The sequence below is a fragment of the Leclercia sp. 29361 genome (assembly GCF_011290365.1).
Lineage (GTDB): Bacteria > Pseudomonadota > Gammaproteobacteria > Enterobacterales > Enterobacteriaceae > Enterobacter > Enterobacter tamurae.
Window position 1 is genome coordinate 2,497,132 of the sequence record NZ_CP049786.1, and the last position, 23,903, is coordinate 2,521,034.

The 23,903-nt window shown below is 53.0% G+C and carries 23 protein-coding genes; 12 read left to right on the plus strand and 11 right to left on the minus strand.

The window, feature by feature from the left end; genetic code table 11:
* Window positions 1-2: 2 nt before the first annotated feature.
* Complete coding sequence (locus G7090_RS11890) at window positions 3-2,381, plus strand: glucose/quinate/shikimate family membrane-bound PQQ-dependent dehydrogenase (RefSeq protein WP_166182554.1); 2,379 nt, start codon at window positions 3-5, stop codon at window positions 2,379-2,381.
* 40 nt (window positions 2,382-2,421) lie between these two features.
* Here the strand turns inward: G7090_RS11890 and G7090_RS11895 are convergent, their stop codons facing one another.
* The 4 genes from G7090_RS11895 to G7090_RS11910 form a co-directional block, all read right to left on the minus strand.
* A complete protein-coding gene (locus G7090_RS11895; protein WP_166182555.1) occupies window positions 2,422-2,874 on the minus strand; it encodes an energy transducer TonB in 453 nt (150 codons plus the stop codon).
* A 163-nt stretch (window positions 2,875-3,037) separates the two neighbouring features.
* Window positions 3,038-4,729, minus strand: a complete 1,692-nt coding sequence (locus G7090_RS11900; RefSeq protein WP_166182556.1) for a methyl-accepting chemotaxis protein — start codon at window positions 4,727-4,729, stop codon at window positions 3,038-3,040.
* A 172-nt stretch (window positions 4,730-4,901) separates the two neighbouring features.
* Window positions 4,902-6,020, minus strand: coding sequence for an S-(hydroxymethyl)glutathione dehydrogenase/class III alcohol dehydrogenase (locus G7090_RS11905; protein WP_106993000.1), 1,119 nt, complete (start codon window positions 6,018-6,020; stop codon window positions 4,902-4,904).
* A 29-nt stretch (window positions 6,021-6,049) separates the two neighbouring features.
* Entirely contained in the window at window positions 6,050-6,325 is a 276-nt protein-coding gene (locus G7090_RS11910; protein WP_032610935.1) for a metal/formaldehyde-sensitive transcriptional repressor, read from the minus strand.
* Between the two features lie 230 nt (window positions 6,326-6,555).
* Here G7090_RS11910 and G7090_RS11915 point away from each other — a divergent pair, with 230 nt between their 5' ends.
* Window positions 6,556-6,879, plus strand: coding sequence for a hypothetical protein (locus tag G7090_RS11915; protein ID WP_146145505.1), 324 nt, complete (start codon window positions 6,556-6,558; stop codon window positions 6,877-6,879).
* A 68-nt stretch (window positions 6,880-6,947) separates the two neighbouring features.
* On the opposite strand, the gene G7090_RS11920 is transcribed toward G7090_RS11915, so the two are convergent.
* Window positions 6,948-8,321, minus strand: coding sequence for an FAD-binding oxidoreductase (locus G7090_RS11920; RefSeq protein ID WP_166182557.1), 1,374 nt, complete (start codon window positions 8,319-8,321; stop codon window positions 6,948-6,950).
* 175 nt (window positions 8,322-8,496) lie between these two features.
* Between G7090_RS11920 and G7090_RS11925 the strand changes: the two genes are divergently transcribed.
* The 4 genes from G7090_RS11925 to G7090_RS11940 all read left to right on the plus strand — a co-directional run bounded on the left by G7090_RS11925 (window position 8,497) and on the right by G7090_RS11940 (window position 11,662).
* Window positions 8,497-8,694, plus strand: coding sequence for a hypothetical protein (locus G7090_RS11925; protein ID WP_106993003.1), 198 nt, complete (start codon window positions 8,497-8,499; stop codon window positions 8,692-8,694).
* A 1-nt stretch (window position 8,695) separates the two neighbouring features.
* Window positions 8,696-9,466: a hypothetical protein gene (locus G7090_RS11930; RefSeq protein ID WP_166182558.1), complete on the plus strand. Its 771-nt coding sequence runs from the start codon at window positions 8,696-8,698 to the stop codon at window positions 9,464-9,466.
* A gap of 162 nt (window positions 9,467-9,628) precedes the next feature.
* On the plus strand, window positions 9,629-10,612 hold the full coding sequence (locus tag G7090_RS11935) for a DUF1852 domain-containing protein (protein WP_166185253.1): 984 nt from the start codon (window positions 9,629-9,631) through the stop codon (window positions 10,610-10,612).
* A 27-nt stretch (window positions 10,613-10,639) separates the two neighbouring features.
* Window positions 10,640-11,662 carry a methionine synthase gene (locus G7090_RS11940; protein WP_106993005.1) on the plus strand — a complete coding sequence of 341 codons (1,023 nt, stop codon included), beginning with the start codon at window positions 10,640-10,642 and terminating at the stop codon, window positions 11,660-11,662.
* A 454-nt stretch (window positions 11,663-12,116) separates the two neighbouring features.
* Here G7090_RS11940 and G7090_RS11945 read toward each other — a convergent pair whose 3' ends face one another.
* The 3 genes from G7090_RS11945 to G7090_RS11955 all read right to left on the minus strand — a co-directional run bounded on the left by G7090_RS11945 (window position 12,117) and on the right by G7090_RS11955 (window position 14,011).
* Entirely contained in the window at window positions 12,117-12,839 is a 723-nt protein-coding gene (locus G7090_RS11945) for an aspartate/glutamate racemase family protein (RefSeq protein WP_166182559.1), read from the minus strand.
* A gap of 96 nt (window positions 12,840-12,935) precedes the next feature.
* Window positions 12,936-13,481 carry a CpmK protein gene (locus tag G7090_RS11950; RefSeq protein WP_166182560.1) on the minus strand — a complete coding sequence of 182 codons (546 nt, stop codon included), beginning with the start codon at window positions 13,479-13,481 and terminating at the stop codon, window positions 12,936-12,938.
* Complete coding sequence (locus tag G7090_RS11955; RefSeq protein ID WP_166182561.1) at window positions 13,478-14,011, minus strand: CpmJ protein; 534 nt, start codon at window positions 14,009-14,011, stop codon at window positions 13,478-13,480. Before G7090_RS11955 ends, G7090_RS11950 begins: the two co-directional genes overlap by 4 nt.
* Before the next feature lie 461 nt (window positions 14,012-14,472).
* Here G7090_RS11955 and G7090_RS11960 point away from each other — a divergent pair, with 461 nt between their 5' ends.
* Window positions 14,473-14,817 (plus strand): cupin domain-containing protein, encoded by a 345-nt coding sequence (locus G7090_RS11960; RefSeq protein WP_166182562.1) that lies wholly within the window; start codon window positions 14,473-14,475, stop codon window positions 14,815-14,817.
* Window positions 14,818-15,037: 220 nt separating this feature from the next.
* Here G7090_RS11960 and fhuE read toward each other — a convergent pair whose 3' ends face one another.
* Window positions 15,038-17,206, minus strand: a complete 2,169-nt coding sequence (gene fhuE / locus G7090_RS11965; protein WP_166182563.1) for a ferric-rhodotorulic acid/ferric-coprogen receptor FhuE — start codon at window positions 17,204-17,206, stop codon at window positions 15,038-15,040.
* Between the two features lie 160 nt (window positions 17,207-17,366).
* Between fhuE and G7090_RS11970 the strand changes: the two genes are divergently transcribed.
* From G7090_RS11970 to G7090_RS11980, 3 genes are all read left to right on the plus strand, one after another.
* On the plus strand, window positions 17,367-18,452 hold the full coding sequence (locus tag G7090_RS11970; RefSeq protein ID WP_166185257.1) for a YncE family protein: 1,086 nt from the start codon (window positions 17,367-17,369) through the stop codon (window positions 18,450-18,452).
* A gap of 182 nt (window positions 18,453-18,634) precedes the next feature.
* Complete coding sequence (locus tag G7090_RS11975) at window positions 18,635-19,108, plus strand: hypothetical protein (protein ID WP_166182564.1); 474 nt, start codon at window positions 18,635-18,637, stop codon at window positions 19,106-19,108.
* Window positions 19,109-19,410: 302 nt separating this feature from the next.
* On the plus strand, window positions 19,411-20,619 hold the full coding sequence (locus G7090_RS11980) for a sugar efflux transporter (RefSeq protein ID WP_166182565.1): 1,209 nt from the start codon (window positions 19,411-19,413) through the stop codon (window positions 20,617-20,619).
* 144 nt (window positions 20,620-20,763) lie between these two features.
* Here the strand turns inward: G7090_RS11980 and G7090_RS11985 are convergent, their stop codons facing one another.
* Complete coding sequence (locus G7090_RS11985) at window positions 20,764-21,243, minus strand: DUF2938 family protein (RefSeq protein WP_166182566.1); 480 nt, start codon at window positions 21,241-21,243, stop codon at window positions 20,764-20,766.
* A gap of 80 nt (window positions 21,244-21,323) precedes the next feature.
* Here G7090_RS11985 and G7090_RS11990 point away from each other — a divergent pair, with 80 nt between their 5' ends.
* Window positions 21,324-21,746 carry a helix-turn-helix domain-containing protein gene (locus G7090_RS11990; RefSeq protein WP_166185260.1) on the plus strand — a complete coding sequence of 141 codons (423 nt, stop codon included), beginning with the start codon at window positions 21,324-21,326 and terminating at the stop codon, window positions 21,744-21,746.
* Window positions 21,747-21,790: 44 nt separating this feature from the next.
* On the plus strand, window positions 21,791-22,717 hold the full coding sequence (locus G7090_RS11995) for a hypothetical protein (protein ID WP_166182567.1): 927 nt from the start codon (window positions 21,791-21,793) through the stop codon (window positions 22,715-22,717).
* A 217-nt stretch (window positions 22,718-22,934) separates the two neighbouring features.
* Here the strand turns inward: G7090_RS11995 and G7090_RS12000 are convergent, their stop codons facing one another.
* Complete coding sequence (locus G7090_RS12000) at window positions 22,935-23,771, minus strand: sugar phosphate isomerase/epimerase (protein WP_166182568.1); 837 nt, start codon at window positions 23,769-23,771, stop codon at window positions 22,935-22,937.
* Between the last annotated feature and the right edge of the window lie 132 nt (window positions 23,772-23,903).

The following is a 23,903-nucleotide window of genomic DNA, read 5'->3' on the forward strand; positions in this document are numbered from 1 at the left end:
AAATGGCTTTAGGTAATTCGCTACGTGGGTTCCCCCGGATCCTGCTGTGGCTGCTGGTCGGTCTGATGGCACTCATCGGGCTGGCGGTCGGTGGGCTGGGCTTTAAGCTCGCCACCGTAGGGGGAAGCTGGTACTTCCTGATCATGGGTGTGGTGATGCTGATCGCCGCGTTCCTCATTGCGCGCCTTCGCGCCAGCGGCATCATCCTTTACGCGGTGGCGTTTATCGCCTCGCTGGTCTGGGCCGTGAGCGACGCGGGCTGGGATTTCTGGCCGCTGTTCTCGCGCCTGTTCACCTTTGCGGTGCTGGCCTTCCTCGCCGCCATCGTCTGGCCGTTCCTGCGTGGCGCAGATCAACCGGTGAACAAAGCCCCGGCGTTCACCATTGCTGCCGTGCTGGCGGTGGTGATGCTGGTGAGCATCGGCTGGATGTTTAAGCCACAAACCCTGGTCGCGGCTAACGAACCTGTTCCGGTTAAACCGGTCGCCGAAGGTCAACAGCAGAAGAACTGGGCGCACTGGGGTAACACCACCCACGGCGACCGTTTTGCCGCACTGGACCAGATTAACAAGCAGAACGTAAACGATCTGAAGGTGGCCTGGGTTGCCCATACCGGCGACATTCCGCAGAGCAACGGCTCCGGCGCGGAAGACCAGAACACCCCGCTGCAGATTGGCGATACGCTGTTTGTCTGTACCCCGTACAGCAAAGTGCTGGCGCTGGACGTGGACTCCGGGAAAGAGAAGTGGCGTTACGATTCGAAAGCCACTGCGCCCAACTGGCAGCGCTGCCGTGGGCTGGGCTATTTCGAAGAGACTACGAAGGTGACAACGTCACCGACAGAGACTCAGCCTGCCGCCTGTGCGCGCCGTCTGTTCCTGCCGACCACCGATGCCCGTCTGATTGCGCTTAACGCCGATAACGGCCAGCTGTGCGACGACTTTGGCGACCACGGCGTGGTTGACCTTGGCGTGGGCATGGGTGAAATCAAGCCTGGCTACTATCAGCAGACCTCCACCCCGCTGGTGGCGGGTAATGTGGTGGTCGTGGGTGGACGCGTGGCGGATAACTTCTCCACCGGTGAACCGCCGGGTGTGGTCCGTGCTTATGATGTGCATACCGGGAAACTGGCGTGGGCCTGGGATCCAGGCAACCCGAACCTCACCGGCCTGCCGCCGGAAGGCCAGACCTACACCCGCGGGACGCCGAACGTCTGGTCAGCGATGTCCTATGACGCGAAGCTGAACCTGATCTACCTCCCGACCGGTAACGCTACGCCAGACTTCTACGCGGGCGAACGTACCGAGCTGGACGATAAATACAGCTCCTCGATTGTGGCGGTGGATGCCGCAACCGGTCAGGTCCGCTGGCATTTCCAGACCACCCACCACGATCTGTGGGATTTCGACCTGCCTTCTCAGCCGCTGCTGTACGATCTGCCGGATGATAAAGGCGGCTCGACCCCGGTGCTGGTGCAGACCAGCAAACAGGGCATGATCTTTATGCTCAACCGCGAAACCGGCGAGCCGGTGGCAAAAGTGGAAGAGCGTCCGGTGCCTGCCGGGAATGTCGAGGGCGAGCGTTATTCCCCTACCCAGCCGTACTCGGTGGGCATGCCGATGATTGGCAACCAGACCCTGCACGAGTCGGATATGTGGGGTGCGACGCCGGTTGACCTGCTGCTGTGCCGCATCCAGTTTAAAGAGATGCGCCATCAGGGCGTCTATACCCCGCCGGGTCTGGATCGCTCCCTGCAGTTCCCGGGCTCGCTGGGCGGGATGAACTGGGGCAGCGTGTCGGTGGACCCGAACAATAGCCTGATGTTCGTCAACGATATGCGTCTGGGGCTGGCGAACTACATGGTGCCGCGCGCCAATGTGGCTAAAAACGCCAGCGGGATTGAGATGGGGATCGTCCCGATGGACGGTACACCGTTTGGCGCCATGCGTGAGCGTTTCCTGTCGCCGCTGGGTATTCCGTGCCAGAAACCGCCGTTCGGCACTATGTCTGCGGTCGATCTGAAGTCCGGCAAACTGGTGTGGCAGGTTCCGGTGGGTACCGTGGAAGATACCGGTCCGCTGGGCATTCGCATGCATATGCCAATCCCAATCGGCATGCCGACCCTGGGCGCGTCGCTCTCCACCCAGTCCGGCCTGCTGTTCTTCGCCGGAACTCAGGACTTCTACCTGCGCGCGTTCGATACCGCCAACGGGAAAGAGATCTGGAAAGACCGTCTGCCGGTGGGCAGCCAGTCCGGGCCGATGACCTATGTGTCACCGAAAACCGGGAAGCAGTACATCATCATCAATGCGGGTGGCGCACGTCAGTCACCGGATCGCGGGGATTACATCATCGCGTACGCGTTGCCTGATAAGCAGTAATTGTGAAACCGGCCACTGATGTGGCCGGTTTTTTTTGTCTTTACGGTGTGCCGGACAGAGAGTTCTCAACCCAGATCGCCGTCTTGCCGTTCTGGTAACTTGCCACCAGATTCTGCCTGACCCCGGCTGGCCAGCAGCTGCGCATCACCGCCCGCTTTGTCTCGTCGAAGAAGGGTTTATCCCCCGCCGCCTCGTAGTCCGCCGCCCGTCCGTTCAGCTTGACGTTAAACGACACCGTGACTCTGCCGGAGTAGTTCTGCGCCGCGGCCTGCTCTGGATAGCGAGGTTGTACCCGATAAACATCGCCGTCGCAGTCCGCCTGGCCGCTGTCTGCGGTCGACGTGCTGCCGCCCACCGGAAAAGAGAGACCAACCCCTACGCCGCTGCTCCCCCCGCCTCCGCCGATCCCTACACCGCCAATCCCCACGCTGCCGCCTGATGCGCATCCGGCCAGTAGCCACGCGGCGCAAACCACCTGCATACATTGTCTCATCGCCTGTTCCTCTTCAGCCCTTACAACCAGCATAGCGGGGAATAAAAAAAGGGTTCATGTCGAAACATGAACCCTTTTTGCCCGGCGGCGCTTCGCTTGCACGGGCTACGGTTTTGTAGGCCCGGTAAGGCGTAGCCGCCACCGGGCAGGATACGCGCTGGGATCAGAAGGTTTCCCAGTTATCCCCATCGGCAACGGCCGGGCGCAGCGGTGCAGCTGCCGTGGCCGGGACAACTGTGCTGCTGCTGCGGGTCTGGGTCATACCGTGCAGACGGAAGGTACCCACGGCTTCGGTCAGACGGGCAGCCTGATCTTCCAGCGAGGCGGCGGCGGCGGAGGCTTCTTCCACCAGCGAGGCGTTCTGCTGGGTCACTTTATCCATCTCCGAAATCGCCTGGCTGACCTGCACAATGCCACGGCTCTGCTCGTCTGAGGCGGCGGCGATCTCCAGCATAATATCGGTCACGCGTTTCACCGCTTCCACGATCTCGCTCATGGTGTTACCGGCAGCAACCACTTCCCCGGAGCCCTGGTCAATAAGCGACACCGACTCGTTGATCAGCCCTTCAATCTCTTTCGCAGCGTTGGCGCTGCGGCTGGCCAGCGTACGGACTTCGCTGGCAACCACCGCAAACCCACGGCCCTGCTCACCGGCGCGGGCCGCTTCCACCGCGGCGTTCAGCGCCAGGATGTTGGTCTGGAAAGCGATGCTGTTGATCACCGCGGTGATCTCAGAGATTTTCTTCGAGCTGGTAGAGATGTTGCCCATGGTTTTCACCACCCCGGAGACCATCTGGCCGCCACGGCTGGCTTTACCGGAAGCGTCTTCCGCCAGTTTGCTGGCGTGATGCGCGTTATCGGCGTTCTGCTTCACGGTGGCGGTCAGCTGCTCCATGCTGGCTGCCGTCTGCTCAATGGCCGCAGCCTGCTGTTCGGTACGGGATGAGAGATCGGTGTTCCCGGCGGAGATTTCGCTGGTGCCGCGGTAGATCTCTTCCGCGCCCTGACGCACGGTGCCAACGGTGCCCACCAGTGAACGCTGCATGGTTTGCAGGTCGTGGGTCAGACGGCCAATTTCGCTGCGTCCGGTGAGATCGTCGGCCAGGGTCAGGTCGCCTTTGGCGATATGGGCAATGCGATTCGCCGCGCGCTGCAGCGGGTTAATCACCGTGCGACGCAGCACGATAAAGGTAAGCACCGTCATCACCAGCGCCAGACCAATGGCACCGACCATAAAGATCAGCCCCATCTGGGTGCGGGTGTGCGCCTCTTCGGTCAACATATTTGCGCGGTCAGTACGGATCTTGATCGCCTTCAGCAGCACCACGTTATAGGCGTCATCCAGCGGACGCGCCGACTCATTTTCATGGTTAATGATGGCTTCGAACATGCCGTTTTTGGCATATTTCAGCATCGGCTGCAGACCGTCGATGTAGGCCTGATAGTTGGATTTCAGCTCGCCATCCAGCGCTTCATCCGCCGGAGTACGAACGCCGCGATCCATATAGGCGGCAAAGCCTGCCTGGGACTGTTTAATACGCTGTTCAGCTTCGGCGATGTTCTTTTTCATCGCCTCCATTTCCGCGATACGGCTGGCGGCACCCGCGTGGATCATGTTGATACGCGCCGTGCGCAGGTGGTTTGAACTGTTGGATAACCCGGTACGCACCTGGATTTCAGCGGTCACATCCCGCAGATCCTTATCGGCCTGCAGTAAAAAATAGCCTGCCAGCCCGGCGCTCAGGGCAAACAGCAAAATAATACCACCCAAAATCGAGGAGATAAGCGGAAGCAGCCTGATGTGATGCAGGAAGCCCAGCTTATGTTGCGCCCGAACTGTTGTTGTTTTGTCCATAGCCGTTGACTCTCTTAGAGGTAAGATGCGTGCAAACACGCCTGTAAAATAGTCATCGGCACTACAAGGAATTTGATTACGGCTAAAATCGCAACACTGGTCACACTTTCGCATGATTTTTAAAGAAATGTCGTCCCGCTGCCCATAAAGGCACAGCGGGAGAGAAGATGGATCAGTTATCGCCGAAATGGATAACGGTGCGGATAGATTTACCTTCATGCATCAGATCGAACGCTTCGTTGATCTGGTCGAGCGGCAGGCGGTGGGTAATGAACGGATCGAGCTGAATTTTGCCCGCCATCGCATCTTCTACCATGCCCGGCAGCTGGGTGCGGCCTTTGACGCCGCCAAAGGCAGAACCACGCCAGACGCGACCGGTGACCAGCTGGAACGGACGGGTTTTGATCTCCTGCCCGGCTCCGGCCACGCCGATGATGACGCTTTCGCCCCAGCCCTTGTGGCAGCACTCCAGCGCCGCACGCATCACGTTGACGTTACCGATGCACTCGAAGCTGAAGTCGACGCCGCCGTCGGTGAGGTCAACAATCACCTCCTGCACCGGCTTGTCGTAGTCGTTCGGGTTGATGAAATCGGTCGCGCCCATTTCCCCGGCCAGCTTGAATTTCTCCGGGTTGGTATCCACGGCCAGAATGCGTCCGGCTTTCGCCTGCACCGCACCCTGGATCACCGCCAGACCGATCCCGCCCAGACCGAATACCGCGACGGTATCGCCCTCTTTTACTTTAGCGGTGTTGTGTACGGCACCAATCCCGGTGGTGACGCCGCAGCCCAGCAGACAGACTTTATCCAGCGGTGCCTGCGGGTTCACTTTCGCCAGAGAAATTTCTGCACACACGGTGTATTCGCTGAAGGTGCTGGTGCCCATGTAGTGATAGATCGGCTCGCCGTTATAGGAGAAACGGGTGGTGCCGTCCGGCATCAGGCCTTTACCCTGGGTGGCGCGAACCGCCTGGCAGAGGTTGGTTTTGCCGGATTTACAGAACTTACACTCGCGACACTCGGCGGTGTACAGCGGGATGACGTGATCGCCCGGCTGCAGGCTGGTGACGCCCTCACCGACTTCCACCACCACGCCGCCGCCTTCATGGCCGAGCACCGCCGGGAAAACGCCTTCCGGATCGTCACCCGACAGGGTAAACGCATCGGTGTGGCACACGCCGGTATGGGTGATTTTGACCAGCACTTCGCCTTTCTTTGGCGGTGCCACATCAATCTCAACAATTTTCAGCGGCTGGCCTGGGCCAAATGCAACAGCTGCACGTGATTTCATCTTGCTTTCCTTTTAGTGATGTCAGGTGTTTATTTTAGATAAGAGCGCAGCAAATGACCGACTTCTGCCATTCTGACGGCCCGCTGATCGGCGGTAGTCTCGCCCGTCACCAGCTCATCTTTGAGGTGAATTTCAACCATCTCGCCCATCAACCCGTTTGCCGCCCCGCGCACCGCGGCGATCTGCTGCAGGATGGCGAGGCAGGGTTCGCCGGATTCGAGCGCCCGCTCCAGGGCATCGACCTGCCCGCGAATGCGGCGCACGCGCGTCAGGACACGTTTTTTATCTTCAGGTGAATGTGGCATGGGAGGGGCTCCTGGATACTGTAGGGGGGTATGGTATGCGATCTGCTACAGCGATGTAAACCGTGATCTCTGCGCAGCCCGGTAAAGGTGGCGTCCCACTGGCTTACCCAACTTTGCGCTTTCTTACTTTATCGCTCGAATAAATATCAAAGCGGCATGTCATCATGTTGGCAAATACCACCACCACGACGTTGCGACACGTCCGGATAATGAAAAAGGCCTGCACCACTATGATCAAACTTACCCCGGCACTCCTTCTTGCGGGAAGCGTTCTCCTCGCGGGCTGTGATATGGAGCTCTCGCAGGAAGCGAAATCCAAAGTTGAAGAGACGACCCAAGAGGCGAATGCCTCGGTAGAGGCGTTAACCCACTCCGTGAACAGCGAAATGGAAAAAGCTAAACAGAGCGCCCTCACCTCTACCCTGTCGGAAGAGACGAACAAGCAAATCGACAGCGTTAAGCAGAAAGCGGAGGAGATCGGCAATATGAAAGTCTCCGAACTGCTCAGTTTTGGTGGCGATAACGACGCGGAAAGTGAATCTGAAGAGAACTGATCCCGGTTAACGCTAAACGCCAGTCCGACTCGCTGCGGACTGGCTTAGCTGATACATTCTGACCGACCTCATACCGGCTTGATGTTCTGATTCATCCGGAACAGATTTGTCGGGTCATACTTGCTCTTGATCTCCACCAGCCGGTTCCAGGTTGCACCGTAGGCGAAGGCGATGCGGTCGGTCTCCTCTTGAGTGAGGAAGTTAATATAGGCCCCGCTGCTAGCAAAGGGCTGGGATTGGGCGAAGAACGCCCGCGCCCAGGCGATGCAGCGCTCATCCTCGGCGGCGGTTTCCCAGCGGCCATGTACGTTCATCACGTAATTCGCATCCCGGCTGGAGTAGGCCATGGCTTCGGGGGCGATGCGGGTCGTCTCACCGCCAATCGTCCCGATAAATATTTCACAGTGCGGTGACGGCAGTCTGGCCGCGTAGTCGACGATGGCATCGATCACCCCGTCGCTGATTTGCGTGAAGTTGTGTGACTTCCAGTAGTTGCGCGCCCCTTTCGCCAGCAACGGATCGAACGCCTGCTGCCAGGCGACATAGGGCTGCACGCCGACGTGCTCGCCAATCACCGTCCCGAAGTCGCGCAGCGTGGCGATAAGTTGCTCTCCCATTTCAGGATGGCCGACATAGCACAGGGCGAGCGCCACCATCTCTTTCCCGTGAAACGCCTCAGGCAGGAAAGGCAGCGGTGGTGCCTTGCGGGTGACCATCCAGACATTGAGCTCTTCCGGCATGCTACAGGTGAAGCGGGCAAACTGGGTGATCACCTGCTTTGCCTCTTTAAACGGAAAGACGATCAGCCCGCTCAGCACATCCGGCCCAACGGGATGGAGCTTGAAGTCAAAGCGCGTTACCACCCCGAAGTTACCGCCCCCGCCGCGCAGGCCCCAGAAGAGATCCGCGTTTTCTGATTCGCTGGCATAAAGCTGTCGGCCATCTGCCGTGACCACTTCTGCCGAGAGCAGGTTGTCGATGGTCATACCGTACTTGCGACTCAGCCAGCCAAAACCGCCCCCGAGCGTCAGGCCGGCCACCCCGGTGGTCGAATTGATGCCCAGCGGTGTGGCGAGGCCATGGACCTGCACCGCCCGATCAAAATCTCCCAGCGTGCAGCCTGGCCCGACGCTGGCCGTTCGGGTGGTCGGGTCCACCTGCACGTCCTTCATCAGCGAGAGGTCGATCATCAGCCCGTCGTCGCACACGGCGTTGCCGGCGATGTTGTGTCCTCCTCCGCGGATCGAAATGAGCAGATGTTGCGTGCGACCAAACTGAATGGCCCGAATAACATCTTCCGTTGACGCGCAGCGTGCGATTACTGCGGGTTTGCGGTCGACCATGGCGTTCCAGATCTGGCGCACCTCGTCGTAGCCGGCATCGTCCGGAAGAAGCACTTCCCCCTGGAAGTGCGTTTTAAATTCATCGATTGTGACCTTCATGATTATCCCCTGGTGTTGTTTAACCCTACTAATTATGGTGGGTTTCGCGCGTCATGAGGGTGTGAAGCGGGATTTATTCAGGTGTGCCCGTAAGGAAAATTTTCAGCATAACCTTAAGGCAGCCGCAGCCGGGATCGGCCAGACTTAACCTTTTTGTTTATAAGGATGCCCCGCGATGAGACGTTTGGTCATGTCGATCTTCTCCAGCCCGGAGTCATTGCTGCAGGTAATGAGTCAGCAGGAAATCATTGAAGCCGTCGAGGACGGCGACCGTATTATTATCGATCAGGACGGTAACGCCTCGGTCAACTACAAGAGCAAAGAGGTGCGTGAGGACTTTCTGCGCCATGTTAACGCGCTGAAGAGGGCCTGAAATGGGAACGGCGATATTTATGGTGCTGATGGTGTGCGGGTACTGGTACACCAGCCGCGACCTCTCCACCCGGTTTAAAATTAAGCGTTCTTTTGGCTGGGATGTCTATTTTCTGGTCGCGCTGTATGGCTGTATTTTCGTCCTGCAGGGGGTGATCGCCACCGGCCTGCTCTGGCTGCTGCTGCTCGGTGCCTCCTGGGCTGCCAATACCTTCCATCTTACTGCGCAGCCCGACGCTAACTGGCAAGTGGATTTTATGAACTGGAGCTTTCTGGGCATCCAGGCGCCGGTGGTAGTAATGCTGGCCTTTGCCATCCTGTTTTGTCTCTATCGTTCTAACTGGGCGGGCAGCGCCAGGCTGGACGGCGAAGGCCGGAAACAGCTGTATAAACGCCTGTCGCAATCAAGCGGTATTGAGCAGCTGCTGTATCAGTGTATGGAGGAAGGTGAGCTGGCGCTGGTGACCCTCAAGTCGCGACGTATTTACGTCGGCATGATCCATACCGCGACGCTGGAATACGAAAAGACGGCCAATATCGTGCTGATCCCGATGCTCAGCGGCTACCGTGACGGTACGACGCTAAACCTGTGCATTGAGCACAACTACAGCAAGTGGTATGCCGACCATGACGTTACCCTCGACTCCCAGCCCCGAAGCGCGATGGCCTTTCGAAAAGTGATTATGTTGGATCAAATTGAAAGTCTCTCATTATTCGATCCGGCCAGCGCCAGCTCGCTGGATCTGGAGCAGCGTTCGGAGAAAATTGACTGATCGGTTCAGCGATCATGAAGATGGCTCATGTTGTAGTGAAATTTAGTCGCTTTCACTCGTTCCGGGGCTCTGGCATAAAAGATGCATTAATGTATCAGTAACATAAAGAGTGACATGAAATCGTTTCACTCTTTATGCCAGAGCTCAGGAAGTGAGATGACGATGAATAAAGACTTCACCTTTACGATCAAACGCAGTCGGTTCGATGAGAATTACAATCCCTCAGAAAACACGCGCATTACCACTAACTTTGCCAATCTGGCCCGGGGCGACAACCGCCAGCAGAACCTGCGTAATACCTTAGCGATGATCGATAATCGGTTTAACGCCCTCGCCCACTGGGACAACCCCAAAGGCGATCGTTATAGCGTTGAGTTGGACATTATCTCTGTCGAGATGAATATTGCTGCGGAAGATAACCGCTTCACCTTCCCGGCAATCGAAATATTAAAAACTAATATTGTCGATAAACAAACCAACGAGCGTATTGAAGGTATTGTCGGGAATAACTTCTCTTCCTACGTCCGGGATTATGATTTCAGCGTCTTGCTGCCGGATCACAATAAGCAGCAGACCGAGTTCAGCATTCCGCAGGATTTTGGCGCGTTGCACGGCAATATCTTCAAGCATTTCGTGAATTCAGAAGCGTACCAGCAGAACTTTAACAAGCCGCCGGTGATCTGCCTTAGCGTCTCCAATAAAAATGTCTATCAACGCATCGGGAATGAACATCCGGTGTTAGGCATCGAATATCAGCAGCAGGGGTCCTCCCTGACGGAAGCGTACTTCAAAAAAATGGGCCTGCAGGTGCGCTATTTTATGCCGCCAAACAGTGCCGCCCCGCTGGCGTTCTTTTTCATCGGCGATTTACTGAATGACTACAGCTTTATTGAGCTGATCGGCACCATCAGCACCATGGAGACGTTCCAGAAAATCTACCGGCCTGAGATTTATAACGCGAACTCGGTTGCCGGGCACTATTACCAGCCCAGCCTGACGAACCAGGATCACTCCTTAACCAAGATTGTTTACGATCGCGAAGAGCGTAGCCAGTTAGCGATTGAGCAGGGCAAATTTACTGAGAAACATTTCATCACCCCGTACAAGAATATTCTTGAGCAATGGTCTGCTCAGTACGCTCGTTGATTCATTAAAAATATAAGGTCACCTGTTATGAAAACATTGCTCCCCACGTCTACAGCCGGCAGCTTGCCTAAACCGTCCTGGCTTGCCCAACCTGAGACCCTGTGGTCCCCCTGGAAGCTGGAAAACGAGGAATTACTCGCCGGTAAGCAGGATGCGCTGCGTTTATCCCTCGACGATCAGCTGCGGGCGGGGATTGATATCGTCAGCGATGGTGAGCAAACGCGTCAGCATTTCGTCACCACGTTTATTGAGCACCTCAGCGGCGTCGATTTTGAGAAGCGCGAAGTGGTTAAGATCCGTAATCGCTATGATGCCAGCGTGCCGACGGTGGTGGGTGCTGTCGCCCGCCAGAAGCCGGTGTTTGTTGAGGATGCTAAATATCTCCGTCAGCTCACCACCCAGCCGATTAAATGGGCGCTGCCGGGTCCGATGACGATGATCGACACCCTCTATGACAACCACTATAAAAGCCGCGAAAAACTGGCCTGGGAGTTCGCAAAGATCCTCAACCAGGAAGCCAGAGAGTTAGAGGCGGCGGGTGTGGACATTATTCAGTTTGATGAACCGGCCTTTAACGTGTTCTTCGACGAGGTCAATGACTGGGGCATCGCCGCATTAGAACGCGCCATCGAAGGGCTGAAATGCGAAACGGCGGTGCATATCTGCTACGGCTATGGCATCAAAGCCAATACCGACTGGAAAAAGACCCTGGGCTCAGAGTGGCGGCAATATGAAGAGGCGTTCCCGAAACTGCAGACCTCGAATATCGATATCATCTCGCTGGAGTGCCATAACTCCCACGTACCGATGGATCTGCTGGAGCTGATCCGTGGTAAGAAAGTGATGGTGGGCGCCATCGACGTGGCAACCAATACCATCGAGACGCCGGAAGAGGTTGCCAATACCTTACGTAAAGCGCTGCAGTTCGTTGATGCTGACAAGCTCTACCCTTCCACCAACTGCGGAATGGCGCCGTTGTCCCGCCAGGTGGCTAACGGCAAGCTCAATGCGTTAAGCGCCGGCGCGGAGATTATTCGCAGAGAGCTGTAAGATTTAGTTCGAACGTAGGCCGGGCAAGCGAAGCGCGCCCGGCTTTTCTTTACATTCCATTTCGTCACGACTGTATTACCGGAACAGACAATTGTTCGATGCGCTTCTCAGGTCTACCCTTGAAGTTCTATTGTCTGGTCAGTATCGATCAACGGCCTATCGGACGTACGCCGCGTTCAAATCTGTAACGACACCATCCAGCGCTCCCTTGCCTCGCCCGGCCTCGGCTACCTGAAGCCTGGCCAGCCGGCCACCGAGCTGTCCGGCGGTGAATGCCAGCGCATTAAGCTTGCCCGGGAGCTGCAGCGCGCCCTATCTGTCGACCAGGTTGAAAAAACGGATTGGCGATCTTGTGGAATAACGTCGGTCAGATCTTCTCATGGTTATTGAGCGGACGGGGATGTGGCGCTAAGGGTCCGCTTTGAGCGAGAAGCGGACTACAGGTTGGCAGATGTTACTGTTGTCGCTTTTCACTGCCGTTGACGAGTCTCCTGTAGTTTTGAATGGTCGCTCTGGAAAGGCTTGCCGCCGTATCAACGATGACAAAGCTAAAGGGATTTTCAGTTATCAGGGGGCTGAGATCTGTACAAGCAACAAGAACAGCCTCCACCTTATGGCTTTCCGCTAACGACATTAAGTTTCTCCACATTGACTGTACACCGGGGTCACCAAAGCCCTTTGTTTTAACAAACTCAATAAGCGATGTAGTCATTTCACGCAGCGCCAGGGAATCAATAACTTCTTTGCCAGAAGCTTCTATCCGCGTCTGGTAAAATCTGGCCGCCAGGGTAGGTTCTGTAGCAAGTACGGCTACTTTAGTTGCATCAGTCGGCAGAGATTCAAGTGCGCTATCTGCGATATGCAGAAGTGGGGTACCTGCGCTTACCTCTTCCATTTCGGTAAAGTAGCAGTGTGCCAGATTACAGGGAATGACGATCAGACTTACCTTCGCCTTGACGAGCTCATCTATCCCCTGTTTCAGCGCAGCGATCATCGCATTATCATTAATTTCCTTACCGGGCCAGAAAGGGGTTGGTAACGAGATAATATGCATTTTAGGAAAATCCATATCGTATCTCGCGCCATAGCCGATCTGACAGTCTGTCACGAGCATATCAATGAACGGGGCCGTAGACCGGGGTCCCATACCTGCGAGCACACCTATAGAAACAGTCATTACCATTAACTCCTTCAGTGAGTGAACGGCATTGCCGTTGCGTATTTAATAGAAAATTGTTAGCCAGACCGGGAGGAAGAAAAATTTCTTACATCTTCAATAATACAAATCCAGTTGTTCTGGTTCGTTGAGCATTTTCATTTTACCCCGGCTATCCTGTGAAAATTTAGCCATGTAGCGCACTGAGTCAATCCCAGTCACAAGGTTGTCAAGATCGGTGTTAGCAACACGTATTGAATGGTTTTTTGCCCAGGCTGGTAGAGCATCAATATAATAGGTAAATTCAACCAGAGTTATTCCGCCCTTCCCTGTCTGATTTTTAGATATTGCTCTCACCCGTATTGTTCCATAGCAAAAATCATGCTTTTTACTGAATAATCTGCGTCCATACTCTGTTAAGTTCCAAATCTTTTTTCCCGTTTCTATATGGGGTGTTATTAATCCAGCATCGACAAGCGCCTCCATTTTTGCATTAATCCACTGGTCACTGCCAGGCTTTATAGATACCGGCCAGTGCTTTTCACCCAAACACAGAGGCTGTTGGTTTAAAGATTTCTCTATAAGCCTGCGATACACTTTTTCGCTATTTGCCATGCAGCAAGGCGCTATTAAAAATAATATAAGCCATGTCATGCGTTTCAACGAAACGTCTCCATACTCAGCGTCTGAAAGGCATCATCAACACTGTTGAATAATTGTGCGGTGAAATAACTACCCGCTGCTTCCCAGTAAAATGCTGACGTTCCAGGATCATCATTGTTGCTTACTAACCTGTAACGAGTAAATTTCACTTTTGACCTGTCGCTAATATCGCCATTACCGGCGTATTTCACCCCTCTGATTAGGTAAGCAATTCCTTTAAACCGGTGCAGTTCGACGCTGTTTACCCTGAGAGCTGAGCCAGACAATTTGAAATCTGCAAGCGTGAAACCATCATCATCAGGAACCGGTACGATGAACCAGTTTTTTCCACTTTTTACAAAAACGGTAAGCGTTTCACTGGGATGAGATGTATTGTTGTCATAAGTCGCCATAAAGATGGAGTCAGCTATACCATCATTGTTTAAATCAAAGTTGTTAACACCTGTCTTAAGATGAATTCTGGTGTTGACATTGCAAAGAGCAAAATTGCTGACCAAAAGTGCAGCGATCAGAAGCAAAATTTTATTCATTATGAAGGTTTCTTTAACAGTTTGAATCCAGCAACAGGCATGGCGCAACTTGCGCCGTACTTACCATAGTTTGCCAGACTGGTTGTGTACATTAAGGGTAAGAGAAACTGCAAGCTGTGAGACATCGTTATTCCAGGGCCTTCCTGGCTCATTAAAAACGAGTGACGCTGGGGAACTTGATTCATAAAAGATTGTAACAACTTGCCTGGTGTCAGGATACACCCTGATTTAGGGGTATTAAAAATCGTTGGTGATAATTTCGCCGTTCTCACCAACGACAAATATATACAGATATTGCTTACGTCCGCTTCTGCTTGCCTCTGCCCCGTTCTTCTCCTGACGGGTATCTCAACCAGTGCAGTCAACTCTAAATATGGTGGTAGTGCTCTCTGGCTTTATCGCGTTAGTCTGCCTGTATCTAAAGGACCATAAATAAGAAACGATTGCACAGGACAAAAACGATGATTTCAAAAGACAATGCCGAGCATTATATTTGGGGTGATAATTGCGACGGTTGGTATCTGGTTAACCGGCAGGACATGTTAATTATTCATGAAAAAATGCCTCCAGGTACGCATGAAAAGCGACATTTTCACTCTATTGCCAGACAGTTTTTTTACGTTCTTGAAGGAAACCTGACGATGGAACTGGAAGGTGATAAACATGAAGTCAAGACCAGGCAGGGGATTGAGATCCCCCCGGGAGCAAAACATCAAGCCAGAAACGACAGCCAATCACCCGTAGAATTTATTGTCATCTCTCATCCGACAACTCGCGGAGATCGTACTGATCTCACTTCGTGTTGATAACGGATCTCCGACAACAGATTTGACTGGATTATTAACAGAAAGCAATAGGGCTCGTAGAACGACATCAGCGACGTCCGCTCCTGGCACGAAGCGGACATTATGACTCCGGCGTTTTGTCATTCGTCGGTTAACTCAATCGTTCAACATCAGGTCCAACTCTCGCTCAAATCTGCCCCTGATTTTCCGTCTCAGAGGCATACGAATAGATGTTCAAAAATCAGAATGTGTAACTCATGCTGACCGAGGCGCTACGCGGTTCGCCGTAAACTGCCGAGTTATCCAGGTAGGCGTAATACTCCCGGTCGAACAGGTTGCTGATGTTCGCCTGCACCGCCAGCTGTTTAGTCAGTTGATACTGCGCGAACAGATCGACCAGCGGGTAGCTTCCCTGATACAAGCGCTGGGTCTCACCATCCGGGCCTGAGACATCCTTATAAACACGGTTCTGCCAGTTAACGCCGCCGCCCACGGTGAGCTCAGGAAGCACCGGCACCCGATAGCGGCTGAAGAGCTTCAGCTGCGTCTGCGGAGCGAAGCTATTAAAGCGCCCATCAGAATCGCTGGCGACGTACCTGGTGGCGCTGAAGGTCAGTTGCAGATTGTCGGTGACGGCGCCGTTCACTTCAAATTCAGCCCCTTTGCTCACCGCCCCTTTTGTCGCGCGATAAGCCTGCTCACTGGAGCCATTAACAAACTCGCCGCTGATGGCTTGCGCCGCATTTTCCTGTTCAATACGGAATAGAGCGATGTTAGTGGTCAGGCGACCATCCACCCAGTCGGCCTTAAGACCGCTTTCATAGTTTTTGCCGGTCACCGGCGACAACCATGCTCCCTCTTTGGTCCGTTTCGTCTGTGGTGCGAAAATAGAGGTGTAGCTCGCATAAGCGGAAAGCGTGTCGTTAATATCGTAAACAAGCCCGCCATAAGGCGTGGTGTTGTACTTGCGCATATTACCGCTGCTACCGTCTGAGCTGTACTGGGTATAGCGAGCCCCGACAATCAGTGACAGCGGATCGGCCAGCGAAAAACGCACTGCCGTGTAGGCCGATTTTTGCCTGACAATATCGTCTGCATTTCGGTACCAGTCACCCCACTCAGGTTCCGCTACACTGCCGTCCCAGTTATTGTTAAATATGCCGATTTGGTCGCTGTCCAGCGGGCCATCTTTACTGAACGTCGCATTATGCTGTCGGCTGTAGCTGGCTCCTGCCATGAGCTGATGCTGACGCCCGAGTAGTTCGAATGGACCACTGGCGTAAGAGTCGAAGGAATCCACGGTGCGCTTGCCACGATCCTTACTGCCCCAGCCGGTAGTTCCTTCCCCGGTACCGGCATCCGGATTGCCCATAATGTAGAGCAAGGTATCGTTAAAGGTTTGTTCGCCATGCGTACCGTTTAAGCGGAAAGACCAGCCGTTATCCCAGTTGTGCGTCAGGTCAGCGAATACCTTACGCGACTCGACGGCGTAACCGGTCCAGTTCGCCGACGTATTGACGTTGCGATCGTAATGGGTGCGAGTTCCGTCACTGTACAGGCTGGGTAATCCTCCCCAGGTCGGGTTAGCTGTGTTCGTTTGTTGATAATCCCACCCCAGTGAAGCGGTGGTATTTTCTGTGAGATCGCCTTCGAGGACGCCATAGAGAAATTTCTTGCGCTTACCATATCGATCCAGCCAGCTGTCCTGGTCCTGATAACCCGCCACCACGCGTCCACGCAGGCTGCCGTCTGAATTTAGCGGGGCAGAAACATCACCCACGTAGCGTTGTTTATTCCAGCTGCCGTAGCTGGCACTCACATTGCCGGTGACGTTTTTGCTGTCAGCGCGTTTGCGCACCATATTCACCGTGGCACCGGGGTCGCCTGCCCCCGTCATCAGGCCAGTCGCACCACGTACGACTTCGATGCGGTCATAAATTGCCGTATCTTCCGCGGCATCACCGTAGTTCCAGGCATCCCCCATGGACGTGGGAATTTCATCGTAGGAGAAATTGGTAATGCCAAAGCCACGGGAAAAATAACTGGAGCGTTCGCTGTCGACCTGCTGGGATGAGATACCGGTGGCGTTGGTTAATACCTCATCGACCGTTTGCAAATCCTGGTCCTGAATACGCTGTCGTGTCACTACGCTAACGGATTGCGGAATGTCACGCGGCGCCATCAGCATTTTCGTCCCGGCACGGGTCGTTTTCACGGTGTAATCCTGCTGCGTATCGCCGCCTCCACTCCCCTCACCGTTCACCACGATTTCCTGTTCACTGGTGTCCTGCGCCGCATGAACAGGCGAGAGCACGGCATTCATTGCCAGCGCCAAAAGTGAAAGAGAAAACGGTTTACGCAACGCCGCTGCGGGCGATGTCCCACGGATATCCTTGCCAGAAGTTGTCATTATTTAACCTGTTGAATGTTGTTGTTTTATGTAATGTAGTCCCTTAAATAGGAATGGTAATGATAATTATTTGCTTTATTATGTGCAGGTGGTTTTGTCAATGAAATGTAAGCAAATGTATATTTATCGTAATTCAGCACGTTGCACAGGCAGGAAGAAGATGAGAAACAGGTTTGAACATATTAAAGGCAAGGTTTTAGCTGTCAGCGCCCTCACCGCTGCGTTAACCCTGAGTGCAGGCATGGTGTCAGAGATGGCTTTGGCCGCGACACCTGTGGCAATGGCTCCCGCTTCCCTTACCCAGCGAGAAGTGTCAGACGGCCTGTATGAAATGGTGTACTCCCCGGCGGCAAACGCGGTATATGTCGCGAGCGCACAGGGTTATAAGGGCGTCAATGGTGGCGTGCTTTATCAGCTGGACCCAACAACGCTCGCCACGAAAGGTGAAACCCACACCGACTTGAAAAACTTTGGTATGGCCGCTGATGACAACGGCAAACTTTACTACACCACAAACACTCTGGACGGCGGGGTTTCAAAAGTAGATGCCCAGAGCGGTAAAGTGCTGCAACGCCTGATGTTTAAAGGCAAGGATAAAGACGGTGACCCCGTCGGCGCACGTGAAATCCTGTTTCACAAGGGCCAACTGTTTATTGGTGGGGTTGCCGATCCGGGCTTTATCTCGGTTGTGGACGCCGACACCATGACGCTAAAAACGCGCATTGAGAATGCGGGTAAGTGGGTTACCGGGATAATCTACTCATCGTTTAACGATCGTATCTATGCAGCAAACGGCGGCGGCGAAATTCTGGTGATTAACCCCCACTCGCACAAAATTGAACAGCGCTGGACGCCAGGGGACAACAACACCTATCTGTTTCTCAACATGGCGGAAGACCCTGCCTCAGGGCGTCTGTTCGTAACGGATGATTCGAAAGCGAAAACTACGCTGGTATTTGATGAAAAGAGCGGCAAGGTGATCAAGCGCCTGGCAGGAGATGCCCTCGGCATTAAATTTAACGCTAAGCGCAATGAGATTTATATCAGCCAGCGCGAGTCGAAAAAGGTGCTCCAGATTGATGCGAGTAGCTATGCGGTGAAAAACACCTGGCAATTCGACAACCATCCGAACAGCCTGCTCGTCTCCCCTAATGGCGACACCCTTTACGTCACCGTGAAGCAGGATTTCAACGAAGATAACACCACCAAAGGGCCGGACAGCGTAGCCCGTATTTCACTCCATTAAAAAAATAGCCATCCTGGCGCGGATGGCTACTCTTTAAATATCTTGAGCAGTAATAAATCACTAAAAACAAAACGCGTTGGAATGATGGGGACGTGTGGATGCGCTCATTAAGCAAATCGTGGCTGGTTGACACCTCAAAAGCTTAAGGAATACAAAAATCTTATTTATCCGGGAGATCACTGATGAAAATGACCGAATTTGTTTATTCCGCCCTGATTGGCCTTGTCGCCAGCTGCCGTTCCATGACGCCGATGGCGGCCATTGCTGCAGCACGCCTTAGTGGGCGCGACACCTCGGGCAAGCTCTTGCTGCTGGACCGTCCGCTATTCAAATTTGGCGCATTAGCGATGGGTGCAGGTGAACTCTTTGGCGACAAGATGAAGTCAGCGCCAGACCGCACCGTCTTTTTGGGTTTGTCCGCACGCGTGGCCAGCGCAGGGATTGCGGGGGCTGCGCTGGCACCCAGAGGAGAAGAAAAAATCGGGGCCGCTATCGCCATCTCTGCCGCGGTGCCAATGGCCTATGCAACGCTTGCGGCACGTAAAAAAGCCATGGCACAGATAGGCCAGACCCGAAGTGGCCTGATTGAAGACACGCTTATCGTCGCCCTTGGGGCAGCGGTGGTCTTTCTGGCAACGCGCTCAGACCGAAATTAAATGCCTCCTGGCATGGATTTTCTGAAAGGGTCCTCGCAAAGTCTGAAATAACCTTATGTAATGAATTAGGGTTGGAACGTTCTGGTATTCGAGATTTTGTAAGCTGACAACAGCCATTTTTGCGTATGAGAAACCATGAATGTCCGCTGTGAGCGACAAGCGGACATTCAGTCAGCATATCTCAGGAGCTGGACACAAATCTTCTGACGAAGCTCTAAGAGCCCAAAACCATCACATCTCATATGAAGTGAAATAGTGCACTATCCTGAGACGTTTCCGTGTTAAAAAGAAGATTACCTTACATGGAGATGTTGTTATTTATGGCTTTTTTTTCCGGAATCACTGGGCGGTTGTTCCTCATTAACGTAATGACCGCCATTTCATACGCCTTCATATTGCCTGTAATGAGTCTTTTTTTAATAAATGGGTTACATGCTAGCCCAATTTTTATCACTTTCTACAGCCTGGGGTTTGCCCTGTCAGGATTGTTTTTCAGCCAGCTGATGGGATCTCTTGCAGATAAGGGACATTCAGTCAGGCAGCTTTTCATGATTTCTGTTACGTCGCTTTTTCTGGCGGGTTTAGCCTTCAGTTTCTGTCGTGAACCTATTGAGGCGCTGGCCATCGGCATTTTCTTGATGGGGCCAGGCAATGCGTCTATCCCGTTACTTCTGTCGATGATCCGAAAGCATTCACTGACGGCAGGGCTTAACGCTACGCGACTCAATACGCAAATGCGTTCAGGCGTGTCAATTGTATGGATTGCCGGACCGGCTCTGGCATTTGTCTTCGCCGACCGATTTGGCTTCACCTTTAATTTTCTGGCCTCTGCCCTGCTTGCGGCCATAACCTTACTTGCAAGCCAGTTTCTGCTTTCGAAGGATAAAAAAACTGTCAGTACAGGCAGAACAGAAACAGCTCAAGCCAGTAAAGCCCCTATCACGGCTATGATTTGGGCCCTGGGCGCAGTAATGATGCTGGCAAATTTATCCAATAACATGTACCTGACCATTATGCCGCTCTACCTGGTACACGAGCTTAATTTACCCGCTTCGTTTCCGGGCTTTCTGCTGGGTGCAACCGCGATAATGGAGATTCCCGTTATGCTTGCCGCAGCTCATCTGGCAGAGAAAACAGGGAAAGAGCCACTGATTATGGTCGGATTTCTCTTTGCTGCCGTCTATTACAGCCTGCTTCAGCTGGCCACTAACATGACCGAACTGATTGTGCTGCAACTTTTCAACGGATTATTCTTTGGTATTTTTGTCGGCTTAGGCATTTCTCTTATTCAGGACGCGTTGCCTGAACGTAGCGGCTTCGCATCAGCATTTCACTCCAATGCCATGCGCACAGGCATGATGACTGGCAATGGTATTGCCGGTCTGATGGCGCAAGTAGCAGGGTTTAAAATGACGCTGCTTGTTCCATTGTTATCAGTGTGTTGTGCTGCTTTGCTAATGCTTTGCATAAAGAGAAATCACCCAACAAAAAACTGTTCACCAATGGGCTGACAGTGCTCATAAATATATGTACAAACCCGATTAACCGGTGCATTCCGTCATTTACTGCCGCCCGCCGACCAACTGCGGAATGGCGCCGTTATCCCGCCAGGTTGCTAACGGCAAGCGAAGCGCCCCCGGCTGTTCCCCGAAAAGTCAGGCAGCGATCGCAAAGGCCGCGACATACAGCCCGAATCCATATGCCATATGCGTGAGCAGACTAAGCAAGCGTGCCAGCCACGGGCGGGGTGTCCGTGACGCGGCAATGCCAAAACCAAACGCGGGCTGCAGGATCATGAAAGGTGCCAGTAACGTCAACAGACCTGTGAGGAGTGCTGTTGACACAGAGGGCTCGCTGAGCCAGAGAGTACCGTTCAGCAAAAGCGGTATAAAAGCAAAAATTATCCCGATCAGATAGTGGAAACCCCAGCCAGTCAATAACTCCCCCGGCATTCGCGACGTTGAGGCAATCGTATGATGGTAAAACTTTCCCTCGGGCAAAGTTAATATCCAGCGCCCCACCAGGCCATAGTTCAGTGGCGGAACCTTAAGGATGTATTTTTGACACCATGACCACAAATCCATCACCAGCGTTGCGCCAATGCCCACGATGACAGTTTTAACAATAATCATCATATCCAATGCCTGATCCCTTTTTTCCGTGAAATGATAAGCTGGTTGCCAGTGTGCAACTTAAAGCGTGGTTTAAGTCAATGATGAAAGAGCTGGATATCGGAGCAATTGCGGAGCTCTCCGGGGTTAGCCCCTCAGCGTTGCGCTATTACGAAAAAAAAGGGTTAATCAAACCTGTTGGCCGTAATGGTCTGAGACGGCAGTACCATGAAAATGTGCTTGGTAAACTGCAACTGATTGCGTTGGGACAGGCTGCTGGGTTTACTCTGGATGAAATTGCCTCGATGTTCGGGACGGAAGGTAAGATAGCGTTAGATCGCCAGCAACTTAATCAACGATCGAGGGAGATTGACGCGACCATTCGCAAACTGCAGCTTTTAAGTCGAGGGCTTAAGCATGTTGCGCAGTGTACGCAGCCAGAGCATACCGATTGCGAAGAATTTAAAAGAGTGGTTGCGAAAGGGCTACGGCTGGTCGGATTTTCATCTTGCCGGACGCAACGCTGACGAAAGCATCGGCTGAGCATAAGACATAAAGCTAAAGGACAGACATGACAGCATATTCCAATTCTGATGCGGCAAGGGACTTACGCCCGGCCTTAGACAAGGCGCCCGCTGGTGCGGTGAAAGGAGAATGGTTCTTTATCACCGAACAGGCAGGCGTCTCCTCACAAACCGGAGGTTACATGTATGCCGACGGGAGTCACGTTGCAGAGGGTAACCACGCCTTACAGAAGGTCCGGGAGGTTGTCGAGAAACTCGAAGCAGCACGGGTACAGCCCTTCAATAAGGTTATCGTTCACTGGACAAGGTCTAAAATACCGTTAATACGGGGGCGCGTTACGGTTGAGACATTATTCGATGAGACAATTGTGCCGCGTGGTCCTCATGACCCGATTTATGAGGTTGCTGCTGTAGCAAGGCGAGCCTTCTGGGAAAGGTATGGCAGCGTCTCAGATGGCTTTACGGTTGAACGAGATGACGCGAACGTACACAACCAGACGAAATGGTTCGGGCCCCATCGCCGGGTGCTCAATATTAAGAGGAACACCACATTAACGCTGGCCACTGATGGCCTCTCAACGCCCTGGGCTGGCATTGCAGACCCGGAAAATGGCGTAGGATGCGAACTTTTCATGGAATTAGACGCTTCGAGTATTACCAGCCAGCAGATTGATGACTGGGCTCATCTCTTGATTAACCTGGGGGATCTCATTGCCGATGGATATCAGGTTGCGGCTGATGTAGAAAAAAATGGCGCAATCCTGTTTTGCACTCTTACAGACGAATATAAACCAATGACCCGAATCATCCTCAACCGTGATAGCCGCAGGATTGATAATTTGCCTTTCGGTTCCGTTCCGCTCATTCGTGTAACGCCGATAGCAGAGTCAGAGATTGAACACCTGGACCAATCCGATGAATGGGCATCAAGTGCAGCAAGACATGCTCTCGCGGAACGGCAGATAGCAATATAGACAATTAACGCGACGTTATTCACGCCCCTTACGAGGCAGAGTGATTTCCGTCGCTTTCCTTAAAGGAAGAACAGCATCAAATGATTGAACCTTGTTCCCCAGGGGCTCAAGGAACTCATCGAAATTCTGCGAGAAGAAATAGAACTAACACATGCAGTTTCAGCCTGAATCAGGCTCAGGGATTCGCAAATCACCTGAGCCTGTATTTCATAACCTGTTATGGCTGTTTTTGAAGCATTTCCTTAAGGTTATGACGTGATGTCGTAATGATAGCCCAGGGATCTTTTGGCGCGTCATGCTCGACAATATACCACTCAACCCCACTGCGTCTCCCCGCATTGATGATTGAGCGCCATTCCAGCAACCCTTCACCCGCCGGAGTGAAATTCATTTCGTCATCACGAATCCCGATAGCAGCGTTATCTTTTGCATGAATCGCGTAAATGCGTCCTGAATACCTTGTAATTATTGACCCAGGATCCTGTCCTCCACGTGCAGCCCATGCCACGTCGAGCTCAAGGCTAAGATTGTTTTGGTGGGTATATTTCATAATCAAATCCAGGGCTGTCATATCATCATACTTCTTCATCTCAAAGTTATGATTATGGTAAGACAACGACATTCCTTCATTTCTTAACGTCTCTCCCATACGATCAAGCCTCATGGCGTAATCTATCCATCCTTGTTTTGTCGTGGGTCGTTCATTAGCTTCAATCCATGGAACAACGAGGTGAGAGTTTCCTATGCCTTTGTTAAACGCAACAATTTTTTCGCGGTCGCTCTCAAGATCAGATAGCTGTACATGCGATGCAATAACGTTAAGCTGGTATTTTTTTAGCATTTTCTGCATTGTCGGTAAATCCAGGTGGTGATCACCGACAAGCTCTACCTGTGAAAATCCCGCTTTTCTGGCCATTGCGAACTGCGTATCTACATCACCAACATTTCTGAGTGTGTACATCTGAAGAGCTATATCGTCCTGTGCTTCGGTGTGGGCATACCCCACCATGCTTGCCATCATAAGGACACCACAAAAAAGCGTTTTTTTAATCATTATCGTTCTCATTAAAAAGTAATCGATTACAAAATATAATTCGACAGATTTTTAATACAACAAGCATCCCTAAAAATGTGAACTAAATCACTGAACGCCGCACTACGCTATTCCCGCCCTCTCCCTTCCGTC